The sequence below is a fragment of the Nocardioides sp. F233 genome (assembly GCF_057813895.1).
The window spans coordinates 347,860-371,314 of sequence record NZ_JBVASH010000005.1 but is presented as its reverse complement, the minus strand read 5'-3'; the positions used below and the strand labels follow the sequence as shown (position 1 = coordinate 371,314).

Here is a 23,455-nt window from a genome sequence, read left to right as displayed (position 1 = left end):
TCGTCATACCTCAAATGGGGGAGGATATTGGCCTCGATCTCTCGTTCCGGTTCCAATCGAGCCGAAGACAAGAGAGAACGCGGGCCGTAGTTTTGCTCCGACGGCCCCGGACATCCGGGGAGGTGGCGTCTTGCACGACGCCGAGAAGACGAAGAACAAGAACGGCCGTATCAAGTGGCTCTGGCTGCCGGTCCTGGCAGCCGTGCTGCTGACCAGTGCCGTCGCGGCGGTGCCGACGTCGGCACAGCCGAGCCGAGCGGCACAGGCGACGGTCCCCACGGGGACCTTCGAGTCGCACCTGGACGGGTTCGCCGGTGTCGGCGGCAGTCGGGTGACGCTCTCGCGCACCGGCCAGGGCCGCAACCACAGCCGCGCGCTGGTCGTGCGCACCAAGAACCACGGACCGGCCGCTGCCGTCAGCAAGCACAAGTTCGGTGGCGCCCACGCCAAGGGCACGCAGTACGTCGTGCGGGCCTGGGTCCGCTCCACGGGCAAGCGCACCGTCGCGCTGCAGGTCCGTGAGGTCAAGGGCAGCACGCTCCAGACCAAGACCAAGACGGTCAACGCCAAGGGCCGGGCCTGGACCCGGGTGAAGGTCACGATGACCGCGAAGGCGGCGAACTCGGTGTTCAAGCTCCGGTTCCGCACGCCCTCGCTCACCTCGGCGCAGCGCCTGCTCGTCGACGACCTGCGGGTCAACACCCGTGGCGGCGGCAACGCTTCCACGGGCTCGCTCACCAACGGCTGCAGCCGCGACGCGCGGGGCATCCCGTCCTGCGGCACCTACATCGGCGCGGCCCACGGCGGCAACACCGACCCGGCCGCGCTCGAGCAGCAGCTCGGCAACAAGCTCGCGGTGCGCCGTACCTACTACACGGGCACCGGCGTCGCCAGCGCCGTCAAGAACGCCACGGCCGACCTGGCCGCCGGCCGGCTGCCGTGGATCAGCTTCAAGCCGCCGTACAGCTGGACCGACATGGCCAACGGCGTGGGTGACGCCTGGGCCACCGACCTGGCCAAGCGCCTCGCCGCACTGAACGGGCCGGTCTGGATCGCGTTCCACCACGAGCCGGAGAACGACGGCGACATCCAGGAGTGGCGCCGGATGCAGGAGCACCTCGCGCCGATCATCCGCAACAACGCCCCCAACGTGGCGTTCAGCGTGATCGTGACCGGGTGGCACCAGTTCTACGGCGACCCGCAGTACAGCCTGGCGAACATCTGGCCGCGCGGCGTGAAGATCGACATCGCCGGCTTCGACATCTACCAGGAGTACGGCTCGGTCAAGAACGGCAAGATGGACCTGCGCTGGGTCGACATGCCCGGCTACTTCCAGAAGATCGCGGCCTGGGCCCGCACCGTCGGCGTCAAGTGGGCGCTCGGCGAGACCGGGATCACCGACAAGGCGGCCATCGACCGCCCGACCGAGATCGCGAACACCGTGAAGAGCATGCAGGACTTCGGGGGCATCGCCTACTCCTACTTCGACAGTGAGCTCAACAGCACGGCTCCGTGGACGCTCGGCACCCCGGAGAAGCGCAACGAGTTCGCCCAGGTGCTGGCGGGTTCGCCCCGCCTGCGCTGACGCACACCGCTGACGCACCCCTCTCGAGCGCCTGCCCCGGGTTTCACACCTGGGTCAGGCGCTCGAGTGCTATCAGGGTCTGCATCGCGCGCGGCGAGATGTGCTCACCGCCGGGCACGTCGACCAGGCGCAGGTACCGGGTCAGGATCGCGACCAGGTAGAGCAGGCTGGTCACGTGTGGCTCGCCACCCAGGCTGCGGTCGCGGTACGACGCGAAGCACAGCGCGCGCAGCACCCCCTCGGTCGAGGTCGGCACTCCGGCGTTGAACGAGTTCACGACGTAGTGCAGCGGGTCCAGGCCCATCGGCACACCGGTCTCGAAGCGCTCCCAGTCCCACAGCAGGACCGTGTCGCCGGCCACCGCCATGTTCCACGGCGTCCAGTCGCCGTGCCACGCGCCCCAGCTCAGCGCCCGCCGACCGACGATCGTGTCGACCCGCTCCATCGCCCGCCCGAAGCGGCCGCGCAGCACCGGGTCGACCAGCGAACCGGTCGCCTCCCACTGGCGCTGCCACCACGCGGAGTCGGTCAGCCGACCGTCCGGTGAGGAGAAGGACGACGCCAGCTCGGTCATCGCCTCCTCGGGGGGCGTCCAGGCCCGCCGGTGGCGTCGCCACGGTGAGGGCTGCAGCGGCCCGATGACGAGGACCGGCCGCCCGGCCCACGACGTACGCGCCAGCAACGGGGGCGGTACGACGTGCTGGTACTCCAGGGCCGTCACCGTCGCCAGCGCCCGCCCCTCCGCCGTCACGTCGGCGCAGGTGTTCTCCGACCATCCCACCTTGGCGAACGCCCGGCACCGGCCCTCCGCGTCGAAGACCTGGAGGACGGGCTTCCGGTTCACCCGGGCGGTGCCGATGCTGAGGCTGAAGCTGACCGGCGTCCCGAGGACCTCCGAGAGGTGCTCGGCCAGCCCGTCGTGCCCGCCCCGGACCTCCACGCGCTGGCGCAGCAGCCCGGGAACAGCACGGACGGCCGCGCCCGCGGCCACGCGCGAGGTCGTCTCCCACCAGGAGGAAGCGGTGCTGAACCGGCGCAGCGAGGCGCCGGCGGCCGTGGCCGACTCGACGGGCACCAGGACGGTGGGGTCGTCGCCGCGGCTGAGCAGCGCGTAGCGGGCCCGCACGGGGCGGCCGTCGCCCGCCGTCCCTGCAGGAACGACGTCGGCGCCGGGCCACAGCTCGGCCACGGTGTCGAGGAGCTCGCTGGCCACCGCTCTCACCGACCCTCGCGGATGCAGACGAACAGGTGCCGCCCGTAGTTCTCGGCGTACGGGCCCACTGCGTCACGGTCCGGCCCGAGGTCGAGCACCTGGTCGAAGGTCGTGTTCGTCTGCAGGAAGTCGCGGATGTGGTCGGGGTTCCAGCCCCGCAGCGACTTCTGGAACCAGCGCTCGTGCTCCTGGCCGGTGTCGAAGAAGAGAACCCGCCGCGTCGACTTGTCGAGCAGCCGGATCAGCTCGACCTCGTCGCAGGCGCCGCGCCCGAGGACGAAGTGGTGCAGCAGGCTGAAGCACGACACCACGTCCCACGTCTCCCGGGTCCCGCGCAGCACGTCGACGACGTCCCCGATCCGGATCCGGTCCGGGTCCACGCCGTAGACCAGCCGGCCCAGGGTGGCGCCGAGCGGGTCCCGTTCGATGCCCTCGGCCGCCATCCCCCGCTCCGCCATCTGGCCGACGAACCAGCCGTAGCAGCTGGCGACGTCGAGGTAGCGGCCCTCGAGCAGGCCCCGCGGGCGCAGGAAGCCCTCCATCGCCTCGAGCCGGTCGACGCAGCAACGCACGATCGGCCACAGCGCCGTCAGCTCGGGCGAGTCGACGGGCTGGTAGAGCTCCCGGCCGCCCTCGAGCCACGACATCTCGTGGAGCAGGTCCTGCAGCGGCGTGCTGACCTTGCCGCGGCGTACCCGCACGGGGACGGTGGTCTCCCCGGCCACGGCCGCCAGGGCGATCCGGTGGTGCCCGTCGATCACCTGGAAGCAGCTCGAGTCCGCGATCGGTACGACGAGCACCGGCTGCCCCGGCGGCGAGTGCATCACGCCGGTCGGCACCTCCGCCGACTCGCCGGCCGCCCGGGACAGGATCTGCCGGGCCTGGGCCACGATCCCGGCATCGTCGGTCGCATCGAAGTAGACGCCGGTGTGCCGGATGCACGCCCGCGCCATCCGTGCATAGGTCGAACGGAGGATGTCCTGGTCGGACTGCCCGGGTCCCCTCTCCAGCAGCTCGGCGTGGGGCCCCTCGACCACCCGGCGCGAGGGCCACAGCGGGTCCATCATCGCCGTCGCGAACTCGTGGCCGGTCATCCCGTTCTGACCACCGAGGAGCAGGTGCGACAGCCGCACCTCGCGGGTGCCGGGGTGCCAGCGGGTGCCCCGCGCCAGCCGGTGACGGACGGGGCCCGAGAGCACGGTGTGGCGTCCGCGCGGAGGATGGAGAGCAGTCATCGCAGTGATTCCTTTCGCCAGCTGGGCACCCGGCCGAGGAGCTCGGTGAGGGCGGCGTCGTGGTCGTCGAAGTGCCCGCGCAGCCGGGCCTCGAGGTCGGGTGGCAGCGGATCGCCGGGCCGCTCGTTCCAGCGGCCGACCTCGTCGGGGCGGTGCACCGGCAGGCCGAGGCGGCGCTGCAGGTCGACGTACACCGGGACCGGGTCGGCGAAGAGCTCGTCGGCCTCGACGACGTGCACCCGGTCCGGGCCGAGCTCCGCGACGAAGCGGTGCAGCTGCGCGGCGTACTCTCCGCGCTGCAGGTAGGCGTGGTGCCGGTGCTCGAAGCTCAGCGTGCCGGGCTCGGCCGCCAGCCGGGCGGAGACCCCGGCGGTCCGGGCCGGCTCGCGGTCGACGGCCTCGGCGAACGGCAGCGTCTCGAAGCCACGGGCGAGCTCGTGGCGGTGCGCCGAGTGAGCGCGCGCGACCGGGTCCCGGACCATGGCCACGACCTGGACGCCGGGCAGGTCGCGGGCGATCCGCTCCGCGGCCAGCGGGTGAAAGAGGTAGTAGCCGCTGCACTCGAAGCTGGTCCGGCGCCACCGGCCGGGTCGGCGCAGCGGGAAGTGGGCGCGGTACCAGCGCCGGCCGTGCCGGTAGCCGTCGTCGAAGTAGCCGGTCCCCTTGTCGACCGTGGGACGGCGCAGCTGCGGGTGCTCGCTCAGCAGCCGGAACAGGGTGGTCGTCCCGGCCCGCTGCGCGCCGACGACGATGACACGGGGCTCCTCGCGCAGGTCGGCGGTCAGCCAGCCCCACCCGAGGAGAAGCGCCCGGGCCGCGCGGACGCCCGGCTCGGGCAGCCGGCGCCGGGCCTTCCCCACGGCCGCGCGCAGGCCGCTCATGCCGTCACCAGCTCTCGCCGGGGCAGGAAGAGGTCAACGGCGAGCCGGGTGCGCAGCCGCCACACGACGCCGGCGTACGCCACGGCGACGAGCGCCGAGGCCAGCAGCCAGGTGGCGGGGGTCAGGCCGCGCAGGACCTGCACGAGCGCGAGCGGTACGCCGACGCAGCCGAGGGGAACGGCTGCGGCGACGAGCAGGACGCGTCGCCCCGGCAGCAGCCCGATGTCCGGCCGGACCTGGACCACCGCGAGCGAGCACCGGACGACGACCGCGACCGCCCAGGCGAGCGCAGCGCCGACGATGCCCATCCGCGGGACCAGCAGCAGGCAGCCACCGACGTCGATGACCAGCGCGACCAGGGTGTTGGCGAGGCTGCGGGTGCTGCGCCCGGTCATCAGCAGCAGGGTGTCGACCGGTCCGGAGGCGACCGCGACCAGCATCCCGCAGGCCATCACGAGGGCGACCGTGCGCGCGTCGTCGGTGGTGTACGCGGTACCGAACCACCCGAGGTAGGCCAGCGGCGCCGCCGCGACGCACAGGTAGACCGGCCACGCCAGCAGCACGCTCCAGCTGGTCGTCACCGCGAACACCCGGCTGAGCAGCGCCCGCCGGGCGCCGGCGTCCCCGTCGTCGGTGCCGGCGAGGATCAGCGTGAACCTCGGCTGCACCACGGAGGACACCGCCTGGTTGGCCAGCTGGCCGAACACCACGAACCGGGTCGCCACCGTGTAGACGGCGGCGTCCGTGGGCGACAGCAGCCAGGCGACCAGCACGATGTCGAGCCGCTGCACGCCGACCTGCGCGATCCGCGCCGCCGCGCGCGCCCAGGTGAACCCCCAGAACTCGCGGGGCGTGACGTGGTCGCCCGCCACGGCCTCGGTCCGGGTCGTGCGCAGCACGCCCCGCAGGGCACGGACGGCGAGCACCGCACTGAGCAGGTACGCCGCTCCCCAGGCGAGCGCCAGGGCCGCGCCGGGCAGTCCGGCGACGACCGCCGCGGTCACCAGCACGATCTGCGTCGCCGGCCGCACGATCCGGTCGATCAGGACGGCCGCGCGGAAGGTCGCGTGGGCCTGGACCGCGGCCAGGCACAGGTCGGAGGTGGCGGCGAGCGGCAGCGCCCACACCAGCCACCGGGTGTCGGGCCACCAGGCCGCCAGGGCCAGCGCCAGCGTGCCGGCGACCACCAGCACCGGGATCGCCGCCATCCCCACCAGCCTGTGTACGGCGGCCGGCTGGTCGGTCCGCAGCACGAACCGGGCCAGCCCGGTGTCGGTCCCGAGCCCGGCTGCCGCGAGCGCGACGAGGAAGACGGCCGTCGCCGCGAAGAACCTGCCGGCCGGGTCCGGGGCGACGCCCCGGGTCACGACCAGCACCAGCCCGAAGCCGGCGACCGTGCTGAGCACGGCACCGAGCAGGGTCGCGGTGCTGCCTCGCGCGACCGCGCGCAGGTGGTGGGCCTCGAGATCCGGGAGGCCCGAGCCGGGTGCATCCGTCACGACTCGTCCTCACGCCCGTGGGTGAGGATCAGCCCCGCGACGACGGTCCCGACGCGCTCTGCCTCGGCGCTCAGCACGGCGAGATCGGCCTCGGTGGCCGATCCCTGCGCGACCTCGGCGACCACGACGGTCGCGGCGGCCAGCACGGCGCGACCGACCGTCGTACCCAGGCCGGGCGAGCGGAGCAGGACCAGGTCGGCGCGCTTGGCGAGCTCGGCGAGGATGCGGCGCATCTCCGCGGAGGCGGCCAGGTCGTCGAGGTCGTCCGTCGGCGGCGCGGCGTCGGGGGCACCCGGCACCGGCTCGAGGGGCCGCAGCCGGTTGCGGAAGTGGCCGTCCTCGACGAGGACGTCGGCGACAACGGCGTCCTGCAGGACCAGCTCAGCCATCGCCTGGCGGTCCGCGCGACGCGTCAGGTCGACGGCGACGACCTCGTAGCGGGCCCGCACGAAGGAGTCGACGAGTGCGGGGAAGGTGATCGAGGGACCGGCGACGACCGCGCCGACGGCCACGACGGGCGGCCGGTCCGAACCGACAGCGAGCACCACGGATCGCGCGTGGGCGATCACGTCGCTGTCGGCCCGGACCGGGGTCCAGAGCTCACCGAGGACGGTGGGTCCCGCGTCGGCGAGGTCGTCCAGGTGCCGCACCACGTCGGGCGCCGCGCTGGTCCGGCGGACCACTGCGATCCCCAGGACCAGCAGGGCCGCGAGGACGCCCACGATCCCGCCGACCCGCGTCGGCGAGGCCCACAGGCCGGCGCCGACGACCTGGCCCGGCGTCACCACCTGGCCGGGGTCGAGCGCGACCGCCTGGGCCGCGGCGAGCTGGGCGCGCAGGGACCCGATCTGGACGACCTCCTCCTGCACCTGCTGCTGGATCAGGGCCCGCTCCGGAGCGTCGCTCTTGAGCTGGTCGAGGTGGGCGACCGCAGCGTCCCGCTCGTCCTCGCGCTGCTTGACCAGCTCCTCGAGGCGCGAGGTCTGCTCGTAGACCGCCGACTCGGTGCGCGAGCGGCGGAACTTGAGGTAGACGTCCCCGAACGCGGACGCCCGGGCGACCGCGGTGGCGTCGTCCTTGCCGCGGGCGGTGATCTGGAGGAGCTGGGTGTTCGGCGGGACCACGACGGTGACCGCCGCGAGCAGGTCGGACGGCGTACCGCCCTCGTGCAGTTGGTCGAGGACCGCGCGGGCCACCGTGTCCGAGCGCAGCACCTGCGCCTCGGTCTCGAGGTTGACCAGGTCGTCGCCGCGGCCGCCGGGGCTGTAGGCGTTGCCCTCCAGCGGGTGCAGCATGATCGTGGCGGTCCCGACGTGCTCCTGGGCGCGGTGCTGTCCCCAGCCCCACGCCGCGGCGCCCGCGAGCAGGCCCGCCAGGAGCGCGAGCGCGACGACTCGCAGTGGAACCACACGGCGCTGCTCCACGTCCACCTCCCCGGTCCAGGTCCGGCAGATCGGTCTGGTCGACCGAGCCGGTCCGCTCGATGACCGGTTCATCATGGGCGCCCCCGAGGGCCCGCGAGCAGGGCGTCGGCAGATACCCCCAATTTGTGGGATGGGTACGCTGCACGTCGCCGGAAGCCCCGAAAGTGCGGGCGAATCCTGCCCAATATCGGTCATGCCCTCGCTGCACGACCGTTGACACGATCGCCGTGCCCTCAAGGACCGAGGGAACATGCGAGTGCGGGGACGGTGAGGCAGATGCGCACAACCACCACCAGTCGGCGTCAACCGGTCCCTAGCCGACGATGGCGGCGCGTCGCCCGGGCGGTCGTCCCCATCATCACCGCCTTCGTGGTCGTCCCCGCACTCGCGCCACTCAGCCCACTCGTCCCACCGGCCCAGGCCGCACCGGGCGCCGTCTCCTTCGTCGACGCGGCGAGCACCGCCGGCAACCGGACGGCGCACGTCGTACGGGTCCCGAGCACCGTCCAGGCCGGTGACGTGCTGCTCCTGGAGCTCACCACGAACACGACGGAGGCGATCCCCGACCTGGCCGGCTGGAGCCCTCTCGCCAGTCGCGACGGCAACGGCATCCGCAGCCGGCTGTGGACCCGCACGGCTGTCGCCGCCGACGCCAACGTCAACGTGACGGTCACGACGACCGCCGCTGCCAAGTCGTTCATGTCGGTCGGCGCCTACCGCAGCACCGGCGTCACGCCGTCGGTCACCGCTCTCGCCGGCGGCTCGGACACCTCCAGCACCAGCGTCGACGCCCCGGCCATCCCCGTCGCCGGCGCCGGCTCGTGGCTGGTCGGCGTGTGGACCGAGAAGTCCTCGACCGACAGCACCTGGACGGTGCCCGCCGGCACCACCAGCCGCGCCACCGCCGCCACCACCGGCAGCGGCAAGGTCAGCGGCGTGTGGGGGGACTCCAACGCACCTGTCGCCACCGGTACGGCGTCCGCGCGCACCGCGACGCTCACGGCCGCTGCCTCGCGGAGCGCGACCTTCTCCGTCGTGATCAGCCCCGGCCAGCTCAGCGACACGGCGCCCCAGGCCTCCTTCACGGCGGGCTGCAGCGGGCTCACCTGCTCCTTCGACGCGTCGGGCTCGATCGACGCGGACGGCGACACCCTCACCTACGCGTGGGCCTTCGGCGACGGGCAGACCGGCACCGGCCGCACCCCCACCCACACCTACGCCACCGCCGGGCTGCGCACGGTGACCCTGACCGTCAGCGACGGCAGCCACCAGGACGTCACGACCCGGCAGGTCAACCCGGACGTGGCGGTCACCGCCGGACAGATCCAGTACGTCGACGCGGCCAGCAGCGCCGGCAACGCCCCCGGACGCTCGGTGACCATCCCCGGCTCCGTCCAGCCGGGCGACCGGCTCGTCCTCTTCTTCGTCACGAACACCACGACCGTCCCGATCGACGACCCCGCCGGGTGGACCCTGATCCAGACCCGCGACGGCAACGGGATCCGCGGCCGCGCCTGGACCCGCAGTGCGACCGCGGCCGACGCCGGCCGCGACGTCACCGTGTCGAGCGGCACGACGTACGTGAAGTCCGCGATGACCGTGGCTGCCTACCGCAGCACCGGACCTGCCGTGGTCGGGGCGTCTGCTCTGGGGGGTGCGGACGCCCCGGCCACCAGCCACACCGCACCGGCCGTCACCGCGGCCAACGCGAACTCGTGGCTGGTCAACGTGTGGAGCGAGAAGTCCTCCACCGACACCGTGTGGACCCTGCCCGCCAGCGAGAAGACGCGGACCCAGGCCGCGGCGGCGGGGACCGGCAAGGTGAGCGCGATCCTCGGCGACTCCGACGGCGCGGTGCCGGTCGGTCCCGTCCCCGGACGGACCGCCACCACCAGCACGTCCGTCTCGCGCGACATGCTCCTCTCGGTCGTCATCGACCCCGGCGTCGACGCGACCTCCACCAACGAGCCCCCGGTCGCCGACTTCTCGACCGGCTGCGCGGGCATGACCTGCGAGTTCGACGCGTCCCACTCCTACGACCTCGACAAGGACACGTTGACCTACACGTGGCAGTTCGGGGACGGGCAGACCGGGACGGGCGTCAACCCGTCGCACACCTACGCGACCACCGGGAACCGGACGGTCACGCTCACGGTGAACGACGGCCACGGCCACACCGACCAGACCACGGGCTCCGCCACGGCCGTGCCGTCCGACCCGAGGCCGGGCCACACGACGCTGGTGCCGGACACGCCGCGCACCAACCAGCCGACCATCACCGACGGTGAGATCTGGGACATCGAGGTCGTGGGCAACCGGGTCTACATCGCCGGCACGTTCACCTCGATCCGGCAGCCCAACAACGGCGCGATCATCAACCAGCCCAGCCTGGCGGCGTACAACTGGAGCACCGGACAGGTCGACACGACCTTCCGGCCGACGTTCACCAACGGCGGCGTGGACGCGGTCGAGGCCACGCCCGACGGCACCAAGCTCTACATCTCCGGCACCTTCGGCACCGTGAACGGCCAGACCAGGAAGGCGATCGCCCAGATCAGTCCCACGACCGGTGCGCCGATCGCGAGCTTCGTCGCCAACGCCAACGGCAAGGTCAACGAGCTGGCCGTCACCAACTCGACGGTGTACGCCGGCGGCCGGTTCACCACGATCAACAATGTGCCGCGCAGTGCCCTCGCCGCCATCGACGGTGTGACCGGCGCGGTCCGCAGCGACTTCGTCAACAACATCACCGGCGGCATCGGCACCAACGGCGACCTGGCCGTGCAGCGGCTCAAGCTGAGCCACGACGAGGGCCGGCTGCTGGTGGTCCACACCGGTCGCCAGGTCAACGGCCAGGACCGGTACGGCGTGGCGATCATCAACACCCGCACCAACAAGCTGACGCCGTGGAAGACCACGCTGTGGCAGGACAACCTCCAGTTCGTGGGCGGCATCCAGCGCGCCTACGGCGGTGACATCTCGCCCGACGACTCGTACTTCATCGTCTCCAGCGGCTCCGGCGGCGACCGGCCGCCGATCAACGACACGGTGATCAGGTTCAACCTCAACGACGACCCGAACGCGCAGCCGGTCTGGATCACCCGGCAGTTCGACTCGACGTACTCGGTGGCGATCACCGAGGCAGGCATCTACGTCGGCGGCCACTTCCAGTGGTCCGAGTCGGCGACCGCACCGCTGCCGTGGCCCGGCCTGGACGACGTCGGTTACGGCACCGGCCAGGGGCTGTCGGCGTACGCCCTCGGCGACGTGGTGGTCAAGCGCGCCCACCTCGCGGCGCTCGACCCGGTGGACGGGCACGCCCTGGAGTGGTTCGTGTCGTCCAACTCCAACGAGGGCGACAAGTACCTCGAGGCGACGCCGCGCGGCCTGTTCGTGGGCGGTGACGGCAACACCAAGGGCGGCTACAACGTCGGCCGGATCGCCTTCCTGGACTTCACCAGCGTGCCGGCGCAGAACAGCACCCAGACCACGATCACCGCGCCCATCGAGGGCCGGATCGAGCCGGTGAACGAGCAGTACGAGATCACCGGTACGGCGACCGCGGCCTCCGGCATCAACCGGGTCGAGGTCGAGATCCAGGACCGCAACTCCAACCGCTACCTCAACGACGACCTCACCACGTGGGGCACGACGACGCTCAACACCTTCAACGCGACCCTGGACCCGGGCACCGGCCCGACCCGCACCTGGCGGCTCCCGGTCACGATGACCAACAACCGCGAGCTGCTGGTCCGGGCCCGCGCGGTGGCGAGCAACGGCACCGGCGACAACACCAAGGCGTCGAAGAAGTTCGAGACCTTCGGGACCGATGACGCGCCGCCGACGACGAGCATCACCGGCCCGCCGAGCCCGCAGGCCCAGACGACCTTCACCATCACCGGCAGCGCGGCCGACGACATCGGCGTCAACGGGGTCAGCCTGACCCTGCGCGACACGCAGAACCGCTACCTGCAGGACGACGGCACGGTGTCCTTCACCTACAACTCCTTCCAGATCACGCCCGACGTGGTCGGCGCGACCACGACCACCTGGTCCTACGAGGTGACCGTCCCGTTCGAGGACGAGTGGTGGGCCCAGGCCCGCTCCTCCGACACGGGTGGCCAGTCCTCGCTCGACACCGCCGACCGGCGCTGGATCGTGACGGCCAACGGACAGGCGCCGACCGTGTCGATCAGCCAGCCGGTGTCGATGGTGCCGCCGACGGCGGTCCAGCCGGTGACGGTGACGCCCGGCAGCCCGATCACGTTCGCCGGCTCGGCCAACGACGACCAGTCCCTGCACCAGGTGTGGGTGACGCTGCGCAACACCTCGACGGGTGAGCGGCTGGCGGCCGACGGCTCGTGGGGCACCAACGTGATCGCGGGCTCGTACCGGATCTCGCCGGTCAACATCAACCAGGGAAGCTACAACTGGAGCTACACGACGCCGTTCAACCTCAGTCCCGGCAGCTACACCTTCACGGTCAGCGCCGACGACAACATCGGCCTGTCGACGTCGTCCGCCAACCAGGGCCGGCTGACGCTCAACGCCACGATCCCGGGCGACGCCCCGCCCAACGCGACGATCACGCCGACCGGGACGATCACCGGCCAGCAGGTCCTGCTGCTGAACCTGTCGGGTGCGGCCACCGACGACAAGGGCGTCGCCCGCGTCGCCGTCTCGCTCCGCGACGCCGACACCAGCCGCTACCTGCAACCGGACGGCACCATGTCCGCCTCGCTCGCCTACCTCGACGCCACCCTGGCCAGTCCCGGAGCGACGAGCACCACCTGGACGTTGAACCGGGCGCTCCCGACCCAGGGCGACTGGAACGTGACGGCGTACGCCTGGGACACCGCGGGCCAGCAGGACCCGTCGACCACCGGTGCGACGTCGCGCTACCCGATCTACCCCGGCGACCAGCCACCGGTGCTGACCGACGCGCTGCTGAGCCCGACCGAGGGCGCTGAGTTCCCCGACGGCAAGATCTTCGTGAGCGGCCGGGCCGAGGACGACCAGGCGATGCAGCAGGTGCAGGTCGGGATCGTGAACTCCGCCGGGCAGTACATGAGCTCGACGGGGACGTTCACCAGCACCACCGCGAGCTGGCGCACGGCCTTCCTCAACAGTCCCGGCACCCCCGGCTCGAACTTCTCCTACACGACGCCGGTGATCCCGGCCGGGGCCTACACCGTGCAGGTGCGGGCCATCGACCAGCACGACTTCGTCAGCGCCGTGTCCGAGCGGCACGCGACCGTCACCCACCCGCCGAACAACCCGCCGGTAGCGAGCTTCACCGTCAGCTGCACCAACAACGTCTGCACCTACGACGCCCGCAGCTCGACCGACGAGAACGCCGCGACGCTGACCTACTCGTGGAACTTCGGCAACGGCACTGGCACCGGTCCGCTCCCGACCCGCACCTACGCGACGCCCGGCACCTTCACGGTCACGCTCACCGCGCGGGACGAGTGGGGCGACACCGGCACCGCGACGCAGACGGTCACGATCACCACGCCGCCCGGCAACCGGGCACCGGTGGCGGTGCTGAACCCGCCGGCGTGCTCGGCCCTGGTCTGCAACTTCTCGGCCGTGGGCTCGAGCGACCCCGACACGGGCGACACGATCACCTACCGCTGGGTCTGGGGCGACGGCACCGCGAACGCGACCACGAGCTCGGTGTCGCACACCTTCCCGGCGGCCGGCACCTACACCGTCGAGCTGACGGTGACCGACGGCTGGGGGGTCGCCACGACGACCACCCGCCAGGTCACCGTGAGCACACCCTGAGGATGGTGACGCCGTACCAACACGCCGAGCAGGTCGCCCAAAAATTGGGTACGTTGAGGCCTTCCTCGACGTGGGGCCGGACACCCGCGCATAATCGCCAACATGACCGGTCCGCACCAGGGCCGTCAGTCCCGGCGCTCTCACCGAGCGCTTTCTCGGGCGGTGGCTGGACGGCCGTCACTCTCCTCGATGAGAGCTGCTGACCGCGCGCCCCTGTGGTGGGCCCTGCTCCTCGCGTGTCTGATGCTCAACCCGTACGGCGTCCTGCTCCTCGAGGACCCGTCCGCCCGATCCGTGGCCGCCGCCGGGCACCTGTGCATGGTGCTGGCCGACCTGGCCCTGCTCGCGAGTGCGCTCGTCCTGACCTTCGACGTGAGCATCGGGCAGAGCCAGGCCAAGGCCCGGATGGCGACCGCGGCGACCCTGGTCGCCGTTCAGGACCTGCCGCTCGTGATGATGTCTCTCGGCGACGCCGCGCACGGCGGGCACAGCTACCGGCTCACCGCAGGGCACCTGGTGACCGTCGTGGTGCTGTACGGCGTCTTCTCCGTCGGCACCCGCGACCAGCACCCGCCACGGCTCAACCCGATGCTCGGCGGGCTGCTGCTGGGGCTCGGCGTGCTGGCGACCAGGCTCGGCCTGATCCTCACCGACCCGTCGCCGTTCCTGTCGATCGACCAGTGGCAGGACGTGCTGGTGCTCGCGGCTATCGCCGGCGTCACGGTCCTCGTGACCCTGCGACTTCTGCGCTCGCCGCTGCCCGGCTGGGCGGCCCGGCGGATCGCGTGCGGCATCTTCGTGATCTTCGCGGCCCGGGTCTGGGCGACGGTCACCGAGGCGACCTCGCCGCCGCCGGTCGTGATGGTCGGGGTGGTGCTGTGCAGCGCGTTGGTGGCCACCACCGCGATCGGGATGCTGGTCTCATCGCTGCGTGAGCACAGCTCCCGCGAGGCGAGCCTGGTCCTGCGGGCCGCCGAGGCGGAGGCAACCGTCCAGCACGACCGCGAGGTGGTCCACGAGATGCGCGCCGCCACCGCAGGCATCGTCGCGGGCGTCCACCTGCTCGCCAGTGACCAGGTCCCGCCGGGACCGCGGCGGCTGGCGCTCAAGCACATGGTCGACGTCGAGGCAGCGCGCCTCGGTCGCACCTGCACCGACGACGGTCCCGACCAGCTCGCCGAGCTCGCGGTCGACGACGTGGTCGAGCCACTCGTCATCGCCCAGGAAGCACTCGGTCACCGCGTGCACTGGCACCCCGACGGGCACCACGTCCTCGCCCGTCACGACGCCCTCGCGGAGGTCCTCAACGTGCTGCTCACCAATGCCCACCGGCATGCCCACGGGCACGCCACCACCGTCGTGTCGCAGGTGAGCGGGGACTGCGTCGAGATCCGGGTGTCCGACCGCGGCCCCGGCCTCGAGCCCGGCCTCGAGGACCGGCTCTTCCAGTGGGGAGCCCGCGGGTCCGGCTCGACCGGCCAGGGCATCGGCCTCCAGCGGGCCCACCGGCTGATGCTCGAGCTGGGCGGCTCGCTGCACCACGACCCGATGGCCTCCGGTCCCGGTGGCGGCGCGACCTTCGTGGTCACGCTGCGCAACGCGGGCGTCGACGTCGATCCCGCGACGGCACTGCTCATCCCCTCGTCCGTGTCCCCGGAGCCGTCGGTCACGACGGCCGTAGCCGCGAGCTGACGCCGATGTCGACCGGACGCCCCCGCCCGATGCGGATCACCATCATCGACGACCACGCCCTGTTCGCCGAGTCGGTCTCGCTGACCCTCGAGGCCGAGGGCTACGCCGTACGCCGGATCGACCTGACCGACGAGCACACGACCCTGGCCACCGTGCTCGCGACCGCCCTGCGCAGTGCGCCCCGGGTGATCCTGCTCGACCTCGACCTGGGCCGCGTCGGCGACGGCATGCGGCTGATCACGCCGCTCGCCGCCGCAGGCATCGCCGTGGTCGTGGTCACCGGCAGCGGCGAGAGCGCCCGCCGCGGCGAGTGCCTGCGCCGCGGCGCCAAGGCCGTGCTCGTCAAGACCTGTCCCCTGCACGAGGTGGTCGCCACCGTCCGCCGGGCGCGTGACGGCCTCCCGCTCATGAACGCCCAGGAGCGTGGCTCGCTGATCGAGCTGGCCCTGCACGACCGCGACGAGGTCCGCGACATCCGCACCCGGCTCGACCGGCTCACCCGGCGCGAGATGGAGGTGCTCGGCTCCCTGATGCGCGGCGCACCGGTGCGCGAGATCGCCCGCACCAGCGTGGTCTCCGAGGCCACCGTGCGCACCCAGGTGAAGTCGATCCTGGCCAAGCTGGAGATGAGCTCCCAGCTCGCCGCCGTCGGTGCGGCGTACAAGGTCGGCTGGCACCCGCCCCAGGGCTGAGCCCCCGCCGGTGGTTGAGGTGCGAGGAGCGCCGGCGACGAGCCTCGAACCCGGCGGTCCTCCCGCTGGATGTCGGTGGGCTGCGGTCGCGTAGCCGGCACAGTCTCTTGAAAGGCGCAGCGACGAGGAGGGTACGTGGGGGCTGGGTTCCGCGGTCGGCCTGCCTCCCCGGAGGTCGAGGAGGTCGCGCAGCGACCGTCACGAGACCACCGCAACAACCTCGAAAACCCGCTAGAAACAAGGCGAAAGTCCTCCGTCAACACTGGTCGTTCGAACATGTGTGCGATAGAATCGGATCATGATCTCGGACCTCTCGGAAGCCACGCCGGAGCAACTGCTCCACGCTTCCGAGGGCGGCGTCCGCGACCGTCGTACGGCCGAGGTGCGACAGCTCGAGCTGCTGCTCGCCTGGGCCGACCTGCACTCAGGTGACCCGCAGGCCGAGCCCGACGCGGTTCCGGTGAGGTTCGGTGGTCCGAAGCTGATCAGCCTCGGCGGCGACGGCACACCTGAGGTGGTCGACCTCGCGCTGGTCGAGATCGCGATAGCCCGCCACGAGTCGGTCATGTCGACCCGCAGCGCTCTGGCTGATGCGTTCGACCTGCGCCACCGGCTCCCTGCCGTGTGGGCCGGCGTGAAGGACGGACGCTGCGAGGTCTGGGTGGTGCGGAAGGTCGCCCGGATGTCGCGCAAGCTCGACCGCCACCAGGTCCGGATCGTCGACGATGCTGTTGCTGCCGCGCTGGACGAAGCACCCTCGCGGATTCTCGCGATCGCGGAGGCCAAGGTCATCGAGGCCGACTCGGTCGCCCACGCCGAGCGGATCCAGGACAACCGCAAGGGCAAGGGTGTCTGGTACCCCCAACCCCGCCCCGGCTCGCAGGTCGACGACACCGACAACACCGCTGGGATCGGGGTCGTGTTCGCGCGGATCGACGAGGCCGACGCCGCCGAGCATGCTCGGATGGTCGAGGACCTCGCCACCGCCCTCGCCGAGCACGCCGACGTTCCCGACGGCGAGGAGCCGCTCGGGATGGACCACTGGCGAGCCGAAGCCTTCGCGATGCTCGCCGACCCCGCCGCCGTCCTCGCCTTCCTCGCCTCGATGTCCGACGACCCGGAGGCCGAGGAGCTCGCGCAGCCAACCCCGGAGGTCGAGGAGCTCGCGCAGCGAGCGTCACGAGACCCCCGCAACCCGACCGCGGACCTGATCATCCACCTTTCCATGGACGCCGACGGCACCCTCGGCCCGCTCGCCCGCGTCGAGAACCTCGGCCCCCGCCTCCTCGACCAGGTCCGCGACCTCCTCCGCCGCCACGCCAACATCACGGTCACCCCGGTGATCGACCTCCACACCGGCAGGTCGGTCAACGGCTACGAGCACCCCACCGACGTCAAGCGCCGCACCGAGCTCCGCACCATCGGCGACGTGTTCCCCCACGCCACCGGCCTCTTCACCAAGCGGCGCAGGGCGCCCGACCACGACCACACCACGCCCTACGACAAGCACGGTCCACCGGGCCAGACCGGCGACCACAACGACACCCCACTGACCAGGCACCACCACCGCGCCAAGACCCACGTACGTGGCTACACCGTGCTGCAGCTCGGCCCTGACAGGTGGGTCTGGGGCACACCCCACGGCCTCTACCGACTCGTCACCGGCGACGGCACCACCGCCATCACTCAGGCGGAGTTCCACCTGCACGCACAGCAGGCCATCGTCCTCGCCGACGACTACGCCGCCTGAGCCCCGCCCTCGTCAGCCCTCGGCTGAACGGCTCAGACATGCCGTATTTGGGGCATGTCAGCCCTTCGACGCCTACCTAGGGTCAGGGGATCACCGTCAGCCACCAAAGCTCCGGGAGTGCGTCATGCGGGTACTTCTCGTCTCCTCCTCGGGAGGTCATCTCGCCCAATTGATGTGCCTGCGCCCCTGGTGGGAGAAGCACGACCGGCACTGGGTCACCTTCGACACCGCGGACGCCGTCGCCAAGCTCGAGGGCGAGAGCGTGACCTGGGCGCACCACCCGACGACCCGCAACCTGGTCAACCTCGCGCGCAACTCCGTCCAGGCCCACCACGTGCTCGACGAGTTCGCCCCGGACATCGTGGTCTCCACCGGCGCCGCCGTTGCCGTCCCCTACTTCTGGCTGCGTCACCGCCGGCAGACCTCGTCGATCTACCTCGAGGTCTACGACCGGGTCGAGACCCGCACCCTGACGGGCAAGCTCTGCCGGCCGGCCACCGACCTGTTCCTCGTGCAGTGGCCCGAGCAGCAGCACCTCTACCGCTCCTCGGTGCTGGTCGGTGAGCTGTGGTGACGCCGGCGCAACCACCGCTCGTCGCGGTCTTCCTGGGCACCGACCACCACCGGTTCGACCGGTTGCTGCGCTGGGTCGTCAGCCTGTCCGAGCAGGGCCTGTTCGCCTTCCACGTGCAGCACGGCGCCACCCCACTCCCCGACGGCCTCACCGGGACTCCCCTGCTCGGACCGGCCGCGCTGGCCGACCTGCTCGACCGCGCCGCCGCCGTCGTGACACACGGCGGCCCCGGCTCGATCATGGATGCCCGCGAGCACGGCCACCTTCCGATCGTCGTCCCCCGTGACCCCTACCAGGGCGAGCACGTCGACGACCACCAACAGCGGTTCGCGCGGTTCGTCTCCCGGACCGGCCTCGTCGTGACGGCGTACGACGAGGACGAGCTCGCGACCCGGCTCTCACTCGCCGTGCTGACCGGCCACCACGTCCCCACGGAGCATCGGGTCTCCCCCACGCTCGCCCGGTTCGAGGCGCTCGTCGAGGACCTCGTGCACCGATGACGGTCCTCGGTGCCCGCACGACGGCGGTGATGACGGCCGAGCACGGGGAGTCCCGGGCCGCGGCCCCGCTCCACCACGCCGGCCGCATGCTCGCGGTCTCGGACGCGGTGGCCGCCCTGCTCGTCGTCCTCGTCGCGAGCCTGGTGCCCGACGCGATCTCCCGGCTGGCGCCGGCGTTCCTGTTCGTGCCGATGTGGGTGGTCGCGGTGTGTGCCACCGGGGACTACCAGCTGCCCGGTCACCTCGGCGCCCGCTGCCGACGGCTGTTGGTGGCCGCCCTGGTGCTGCCGACGGGTGCCCTGCTGGTGGCCGACCTGGTCGGCTACCCCCTGTCGGCCAGCACCGTCTCCGCGGTGTGCCTGGCGAGCGCCGGCCTCAGCGGGGTCGCCCGTGGCGTCATGACCGTCGTCGCACGCAGTGGGGTCCGCCTCAGCGGGGTGAGCCACCGGGTGGTGGTCGCCGGCACCACGGACGCACTGCCCAGCCTGCTCGAGCGCCTCGAGAGCTCTCCGTCCCACCGTTTCGAGGTGGTGGGTGCGGGCGCGATCTCCTCCTGCGTCGATGCAGCCCGCGAAGGCGACGCCGACGCGGTGATCCTCGCCCCCGACGCGACCATCCCCGCGCCCGATCTCCAGCGCCTGTGCTGGCAGCTCGAGGAAGCCGGCGTCGCGATCTTCGTCTGGACCGGCCTGCTGACGTCGCCCGTCGGGCGGACCCGGCTCGACCTGGCCGAGCAGCTGCCGCTGCTCCACCTCGGCGCACCGCGCCGGTTCGGCCCGTCCCACCTGGTCAAGCACCTCCTCGACCGCGCCGTCGCCGCGCTCGCCCTCCTCGTGCTGTCGCCCGTCCTGCTGCTGCTCGCGCTCGCGATCCGGCTCGACTCGCCGGGCCCGGCCTTCTTCCGGCAGACCCGGGTCGGCCTGGACGACGCGCCGTTCACGATGTGGAAGCTCCGCACCATGAGCCGCGACGCCGGCACCGACGGACCCGACCTGGTCGCGCTCAACGAGGCCAGCGGCCCGCTGTTCAAGATCCACCAGGACCCACGGATCACCCGCGTGGGACGGTGGCTGCGCCGTACGTCGCTCGACGAGCTCCCGCAGCTGATCAACGTCGCCCTCGGCCAGATGTCGCTCGTCGGACCGCGCCCGGCCCTGCCGTCGGAGGTGGCGGCGTACCTGCCCGACGTCCGGCACCGGCTGGTCGTCCGCCCCGGGATCACCGGCCTGTGGCAGGTCTCCGGCCGTTCCGACCTGTCCTGGGACGACACGGTCCGGCTCGACCAGCAGTACGTCGACAACTGGTCACTGCTGCTCGACGCCCGGATCCTGCTCCGCACTGCCGGCGCCGTCCTCAGCGGCCGCGGCGCCTACTGAAAGGAACCACTCGCATGGGAACCGTGAACGCGCGCAGGACCACCGGTCTGCTGCTCCTCGTGGGGATCGTCGTCGCGACCTTCCTGGCGGCGACGCTCTCGCCCCCGGCCCACGCCGCCGACACCGGCAACTCGGCGCCGCAGACCGGACGGATCGTGGACGACAACCCGGTGGCGTTCACGCCCCACGTGATGGACGGCGCCGTCTACGCGATGACCCGGGTCGGCGACATGGTCATCGTCGGCGGCACGTTCACCCGGGTCCGCAACGCAGGCAGCTCGACCGACATCCCGCGGGTGAACCTGTTCGCCTTCAACGCGTTCACGGGACAGGTGTCCACCACCTTCGTCCCCAACCCCAACAACCGTGTCTACACGCTCGCCCCCGCTGCCGACGGGACGTCGGTCTACATCGGCGGCTCCTTCACCAGCGCCACGTCGGGCGGCGCGAGTGTCGCGGTCAGCCGGCTCTACAAGGCCGACGTGGCCACGGGCAACCGGATCGCGGCCTTCCAGCCGGGCACCATCAACGGCCAGGTGCGCGACCTCTCGGTCATCGGCAACCGGCTGTGGGTGGCCGGGAAGTTCACCCACCTGCAGGGCCAGCCGAGCGCCGCGCTCGGCACGCTCAACGCCACCACCGGCGCCCGCGATCCCTACTACACCGGCGTGATCGCCGGCGTGCACAACGGCGGCATCACCAACGTGCAGAAGATCGCGACCGACCCCGGCAACGGCAAGCTGGTGCTGGTCGGCAACTTCGGCACCGTCAACGGCGCCCAGCGTCACCAGTTCGCCGTCCTCGACATCTCCGGGGCGAGCATGGCGCTCGCGAACTACTACACGACGCAGTACCAGTCGGCCTGCAGCTCCTCGTTCGAGACCTACCTGACCGACGTCGAGTTCTCCCCCGACGGCAGCTTCTTCATCGTCTCGACCACCGGTGCGTACGGCGGCACCGCCAGCCTCACCGGCACGAGCGGGTGCGACCTCGTCGCCCGCTACGAGTCCGCTGCCTCAGGCACGAACGTCCGCCCCACCTGGGTGGCCTACACCGGCGGCGACACCACCTGGGACACCGAGGTCACGGCCGACGTCGTGTACGTCGGCGGCCACATGCGCTGGCAGAACAACCCCACCCGCGGTGACGCCGCCGGGCAGGGCGCCGTGTCCCGACCCGGCATCGGTGCCCTCGACGTGGCCAACGGCATGCCGTACTCCTGGAACCCGACCCGCACCCTCGGTGTCGGCGTGAAGGACATGGTCGCCACGCCCGAGGGCCTGTTCGTCGGCTCCGACACCGACGTGTTCGCGAACGAGACGCACCGCAAGGTCGCCTTCGTGCCGCTCGCCTCGGGCGCGACCCTCCCGGCCCGCCAGGCCACCGCCCTGCCCGCCACCGTCTACCGGGTCGCCAGCGGCGGCTCCCAGCTGGTCAGCGTCGGCTTCGACGGGACCACGGCCACCGTCCCCACCGACGCGCCCAACGGCACCGGGTGGGGTACGACGGTGGGCGCCTTCATGGTCAACGGCAGCCTCTACACGGCCTACGCCAACGGCACCTTGACCCGTCGTACCTTCGACGGCACGACGTACGGCGCACCGACGACGATCAACGCCGCCGACCAGCTCGTCTTCCAGTCCGACTGGCACAACGGCGACGTCCCGCTCCTCACCAGCCTCTTCTACGACCGCGGCTGGATCTACTTCACCAAGGCCGGCTCGTCCCAGCTGTTCCGCCGCGGCTTCGAGGTCGAGTCCGGGGTCGTCGGCCAGCAGCTGTACTCGTTCCCGTCGGTCACCGGCGTCAGCTACAGCGGGATGCGGGGCGCCTTCGTCGCCGACGGGAAGCTCTGGTTCGCCGGCACCAACGGCTCGCTGACCCGAGCCGACTGGACGCCCACCGGAGCGGTCGCCGGCACCGCCACCGCGATCGCGCCGTCCGGCTCGGGCTGGGCGTCGCGGGCGCTGTTCCCCTTCCAGGGGCCCTAGGACTGGACCCGGGCCCGGTCCCCGAGCACGGCCTGCCGCAGGACGACGAGCGGATCGCTCCCGTCGCGGCGGCCCCGGGGACCGGCGCCCTCCGGTGCGAGCAGCCGCCCCGCATCGCTGCGAGTCCACTCCCGCACGGCGAACCGCTCCCGGATCCGCCAGCCGGCCGGCGTACGGACGACGTGGTCGACGTACCGGAAGCCCGTGGTGAAGTTCAGCCGCGCCTCGCTCGAGGGCGTCCCCCAGTGCACGGCGGTGCCGTAGGTCTCCGCCACGGCCTCGTCGCCGGCCACCTCCGCCAGGTGGTTGCCGATGATGTGCATCGTCCCGTCGAGCCGGGGCAGCACCTCGCGCAGCCACGCCACGTAGTCGTCCGCCGGCCCGCTGAACCCGGTGTGGTGGTCGACGCCGTCCTCGGCGTACACCGCCCGGATGCCGTCGTAGTCGAGCCGGTCGACCGCTCGGCAGTAGCGCAGCACGGTGTCGTGGATCTCGCGGCGGTCGGCGTCGGTCATGACGGCGAGTAAAGCAAACCGCCCCTGGTCCGCGTCTCCGCGGGCCAGGGGCGGTTCATGCCGTGGCAGGTGAAGGATTCGAACCTTCGAAGGCAAAGCCGACGGATTTACAGTCCGCTCCCATTGGCCGCTCGGGCAACCTGCCTCGGTGCAATCCGGACCGCTTTTGGCGACCGGACCGCTACGCGGAACAATAGCGCAGCAGGACTGACCCCTCCGAATCAGCAGGTGACACCCATGGCCGACTCCTCGTTCGACATCGTCTCCAAGATCGACCGCCAGGAGGTCGACAACGCGCTCGGGCAGACGGCGCGCGAGATCTCGACCCGCTTCGACTTCAAGGGCACTGGCGCCACCATCGAGTGGAAGGGCGAGCACGCGATCGAGATCAGCGCGTCCGCCGACGACCGTGCCAACGCCGTGCTCAGCGTCTTCCAGGACAAGCTGATCAAGCGCAACCAGTCGCTCAAGATCCTCGACGCCTCCGAGCCGCGCCCGTCCGGCCAGGTGTCCAAGATCGGGATCACCCTCAAGGAGGGGATCAGCTCCGAGGACGCCAAGAAGGTCTCCAAGCTGATCCGCGACGAGGGCCCCAAGGGCGTCAAGGCGCAGATCCAGGGCGACGAGCTGCGGATCTCCTCCAAGAAGCGCGACGACCTCCAGGCCGTGCAGGCGCTGGTCAAGGCGCAGGACTACGACTTCGCGGTCCAGTTCACCAACTACCGCTGACGCACCCCT

Annotated in this window: 16 protein-coding genes and 1 tRNA gene; 10 read left to right on the top strand and 7 right to left on the bottom strand. The window is 71.7% G+C overall.

Features of this window, described 5'->3' with window-relative positions:
• The first annotated feature begins 130 nt into the window (after positions 1-130).
• The gene (locus ACZYRU_RS20815; RefSeq protein ID WP_488959002.1) at positions 131-1,585 is read left to right on the top strand and encodes a carbohydrate binding domain-containing protein; all 1,455 of its coding nucleotides are present in this window, start codon (positions 131-133) and stop codon (positions 1,583-1,585) included.
• A 43-nt stretch (positions 1,586-1,628) separates the two neighbouring features.
• On the opposite strand, the gene ACZYRU_RS20810 is transcribed toward ACZYRU_RS20815, so the two are convergent.
• From ACZYRU_RS20810 to ACZYRU_RS20790, 5 genes are read right to left on the bottom strand one after another with little or no spacing between them, the layout of a single operon-like run.
• Positions 1,629-2,798: an aminoglycoside phosphotransferase/kinase family protein gene (locus tag ACZYRU_RS20810; protein ID WP_488959001.1), complete on the bottom strand. Its 1,170-nt coding sequence runs from the start codon at positions 2,796-2,798 to the stop codon at positions 1,629-1,631.
• A gap of 5 nt (positions 2,799-2,803) precedes the next feature.
• The gene (locus ACZYRU_RS20805; RefSeq protein ID WP_488959000.1) at positions 2,804-4,033 is read right to left on the bottom strand and encodes a hypothetical protein; all 1,230 of its coding nucleotides are present in this window, start codon (positions 4,031-4,033) and stop codon (positions 2,804-2,806) included.
• On the bottom strand, positions 4,030-4,914 hold the full coding sequence (locus ACZYRU_RS20800; protein WP_488958999.1) for a sulfotransferase family protein: 885 nt from the start codon (positions 4,912-4,914) through the stop codon (positions 4,030-4,032). The genes ACZYRU_RS20805 and ACZYRU_RS20800 overlap by 4 nt, the downstream gene beginning before the upstream one ends.
• A complete protein-coding gene (locus ACZYRU_RS20795) occupies positions 4,911-6,413 on the bottom strand; it encodes a hypothetical protein (protein ID WP_488958998.1) in 1,503 nt (500 codons plus the stop codon). Before ACZYRU_RS20795 ends, ACZYRU_RS20800 begins: the two co-directional genes overlap by 4 nt.
• The gene (locus ACZYRU_RS20790; protein WP_488958997.1) at positions 6,410-7,822 is read right to left on the bottom strand and encodes a hypothetical protein; all 1,413 of its coding nucleotides are present in this window, start codon (positions 7,820-7,822) and stop codon (positions 6,410-6,412) included. The genes ACZYRU_RS20795 and ACZYRU_RS20790 overlap by 4 nt, the downstream gene beginning before the upstream one ends.
• 384 nt (positions 7,823-8,206) lie before the next feature.
• Here ACZYRU_RS20790 and ACZYRU_RS20785 point away from each other — a divergent pair, with 384 nt between their 5' ends.
• The 8 genes from ACZYRU_RS20785 to ACZYRU_RS20750 all read left to right on the top strand — a co-directional run bounded on the left by ACZYRU_RS20785 (position 8,207) and on the right by ACZYRU_RS20750 (position 22,202).
• Positions 8,207-13,627 (top strand): PKD domain-containing protein, encoded by a 5,421-nt coding sequence (locus tag ACZYRU_RS20785; protein WP_488958996.1) that lies wholly within the window; start codon positions 8,207-8,209, stop codon positions 13,625-13,627.
• Between the two features lie 189 nt (positions 13,628-13,816).
• Positions 13,817-15,319 (top strand): sensor histidine kinase, encoded by a 1,503-nt coding sequence (locus ACZYRU_RS20780; RefSeq protein ID WP_488958995.1) that lies wholly within the window; start codon positions 13,817-13,819, stop codon positions 15,317-15,319.
• Between the two features lie 5 nt (positions 15,320-15,324).
• Positions 15,325-16,011 (top strand): response regulator transcription factor, encoded by a 687-nt coding sequence (locus tag ACZYRU_RS20775; protein WP_488958994.1) that lies wholly within the window; start codon positions 15,325-15,327, stop codon positions 16,009-16,011.
• Between the two features lie 298 nt (positions 16,012-16,309).
• Positions 16,310-17,761: a hypothetical protein gene (locus ACZYRU_RS20770; protein WP_488958993.1), complete on the top strand. Its 1,452-nt coding sequence runs from the start codon at positions 16,310-16,312 to the stop codon at positions 17,759-17,761.
• Positions 17,762-17,885: 124 nt separating this feature from the next.
• Positions 17,886-18,335, top strand: a complete 450-nt coding sequence (locus ACZYRU_RS20765) for a UDP-N-acetylglucosamine--LPS N-acetylglucosamine transferase (protein WP_488958992.1) — start codon at positions 17,886-17,888, stop codon at positions 18,333-18,335.
• Positions 18,332-18,835, top strand: a complete 504-nt coding sequence (locus tag ACZYRU_RS20760; RefSeq protein WP_488958991.1) for a glycosyltransferase — start codon at positions 18,332-18,334, stop codon at positions 18,833-18,835. Before ACZYRU_RS20765 ends, ACZYRU_RS20760 begins: the two co-directional genes overlap by 4 nt.
• Positions 18,832-20,211, top strand: a complete 1,380-nt coding sequence (locus tag ACZYRU_RS20755; RefSeq protein WP_488958990.1) for a sugar transferase — start codon at positions 18,832-18,834, stop codon at positions 20,209-20,211. Before ACZYRU_RS20760 ends, ACZYRU_RS20755 begins: the two co-directional genes overlap by 4 nt.
• Before the next feature lie 14 nt (positions 20,212-20,225).
• Complete coding sequence (locus ACZYRU_RS20750; protein ID WP_488958989.1) at positions 20,226-22,202, top strand: hypothetical protein; 1,977 nt, start codon at positions 20,226-20,228, stop codon at positions 22,200-22,202.
• Here ACZYRU_RS20750 and ACZYRU_RS20745 read toward each other — a convergent pair.
• Positions 22,199-22,717: a nuclear transport factor 2 family protein gene (locus ACZYRU_RS20745; RefSeq protein WP_488958988.1), complete on the bottom strand. Its 519-nt coding sequence runs from the start codon at positions 22,715-22,717 to the stop codon at positions 22,199-22,201. The two genes, ACZYRU_RS20750 and ACZYRU_RS20745, sit on opposite strands and share 4 nt — an antisense overlap.
• Before the next feature lie 63 nt (positions 22,718-22,780).
• A tRNA-Tyr gene (locus tag ACZYRU_RS20740) sits at positions 22,781-22,862 on the bottom strand.
• Between the two features lie 92 nt (positions 22,863-22,954).
• Between ACZYRU_RS20740 and ACZYRU_RS20735 the strand changes: the two genes are divergently transcribed.
• The gene (locus ACZYRU_RS20735; RefSeq protein WP_488958987.1) at positions 22,955-23,446 is read left to right on the top strand and encodes a YajQ family cyclic di-GMP-binding protein; all 492 of its coding nucleotides are present in this window, start codon (positions 22,955-22,957) and stop codon (positions 23,444-23,446) included.
• The last annotated feature ends 9 nt before the right edge of the window (positions 23,447-23,455 follow it).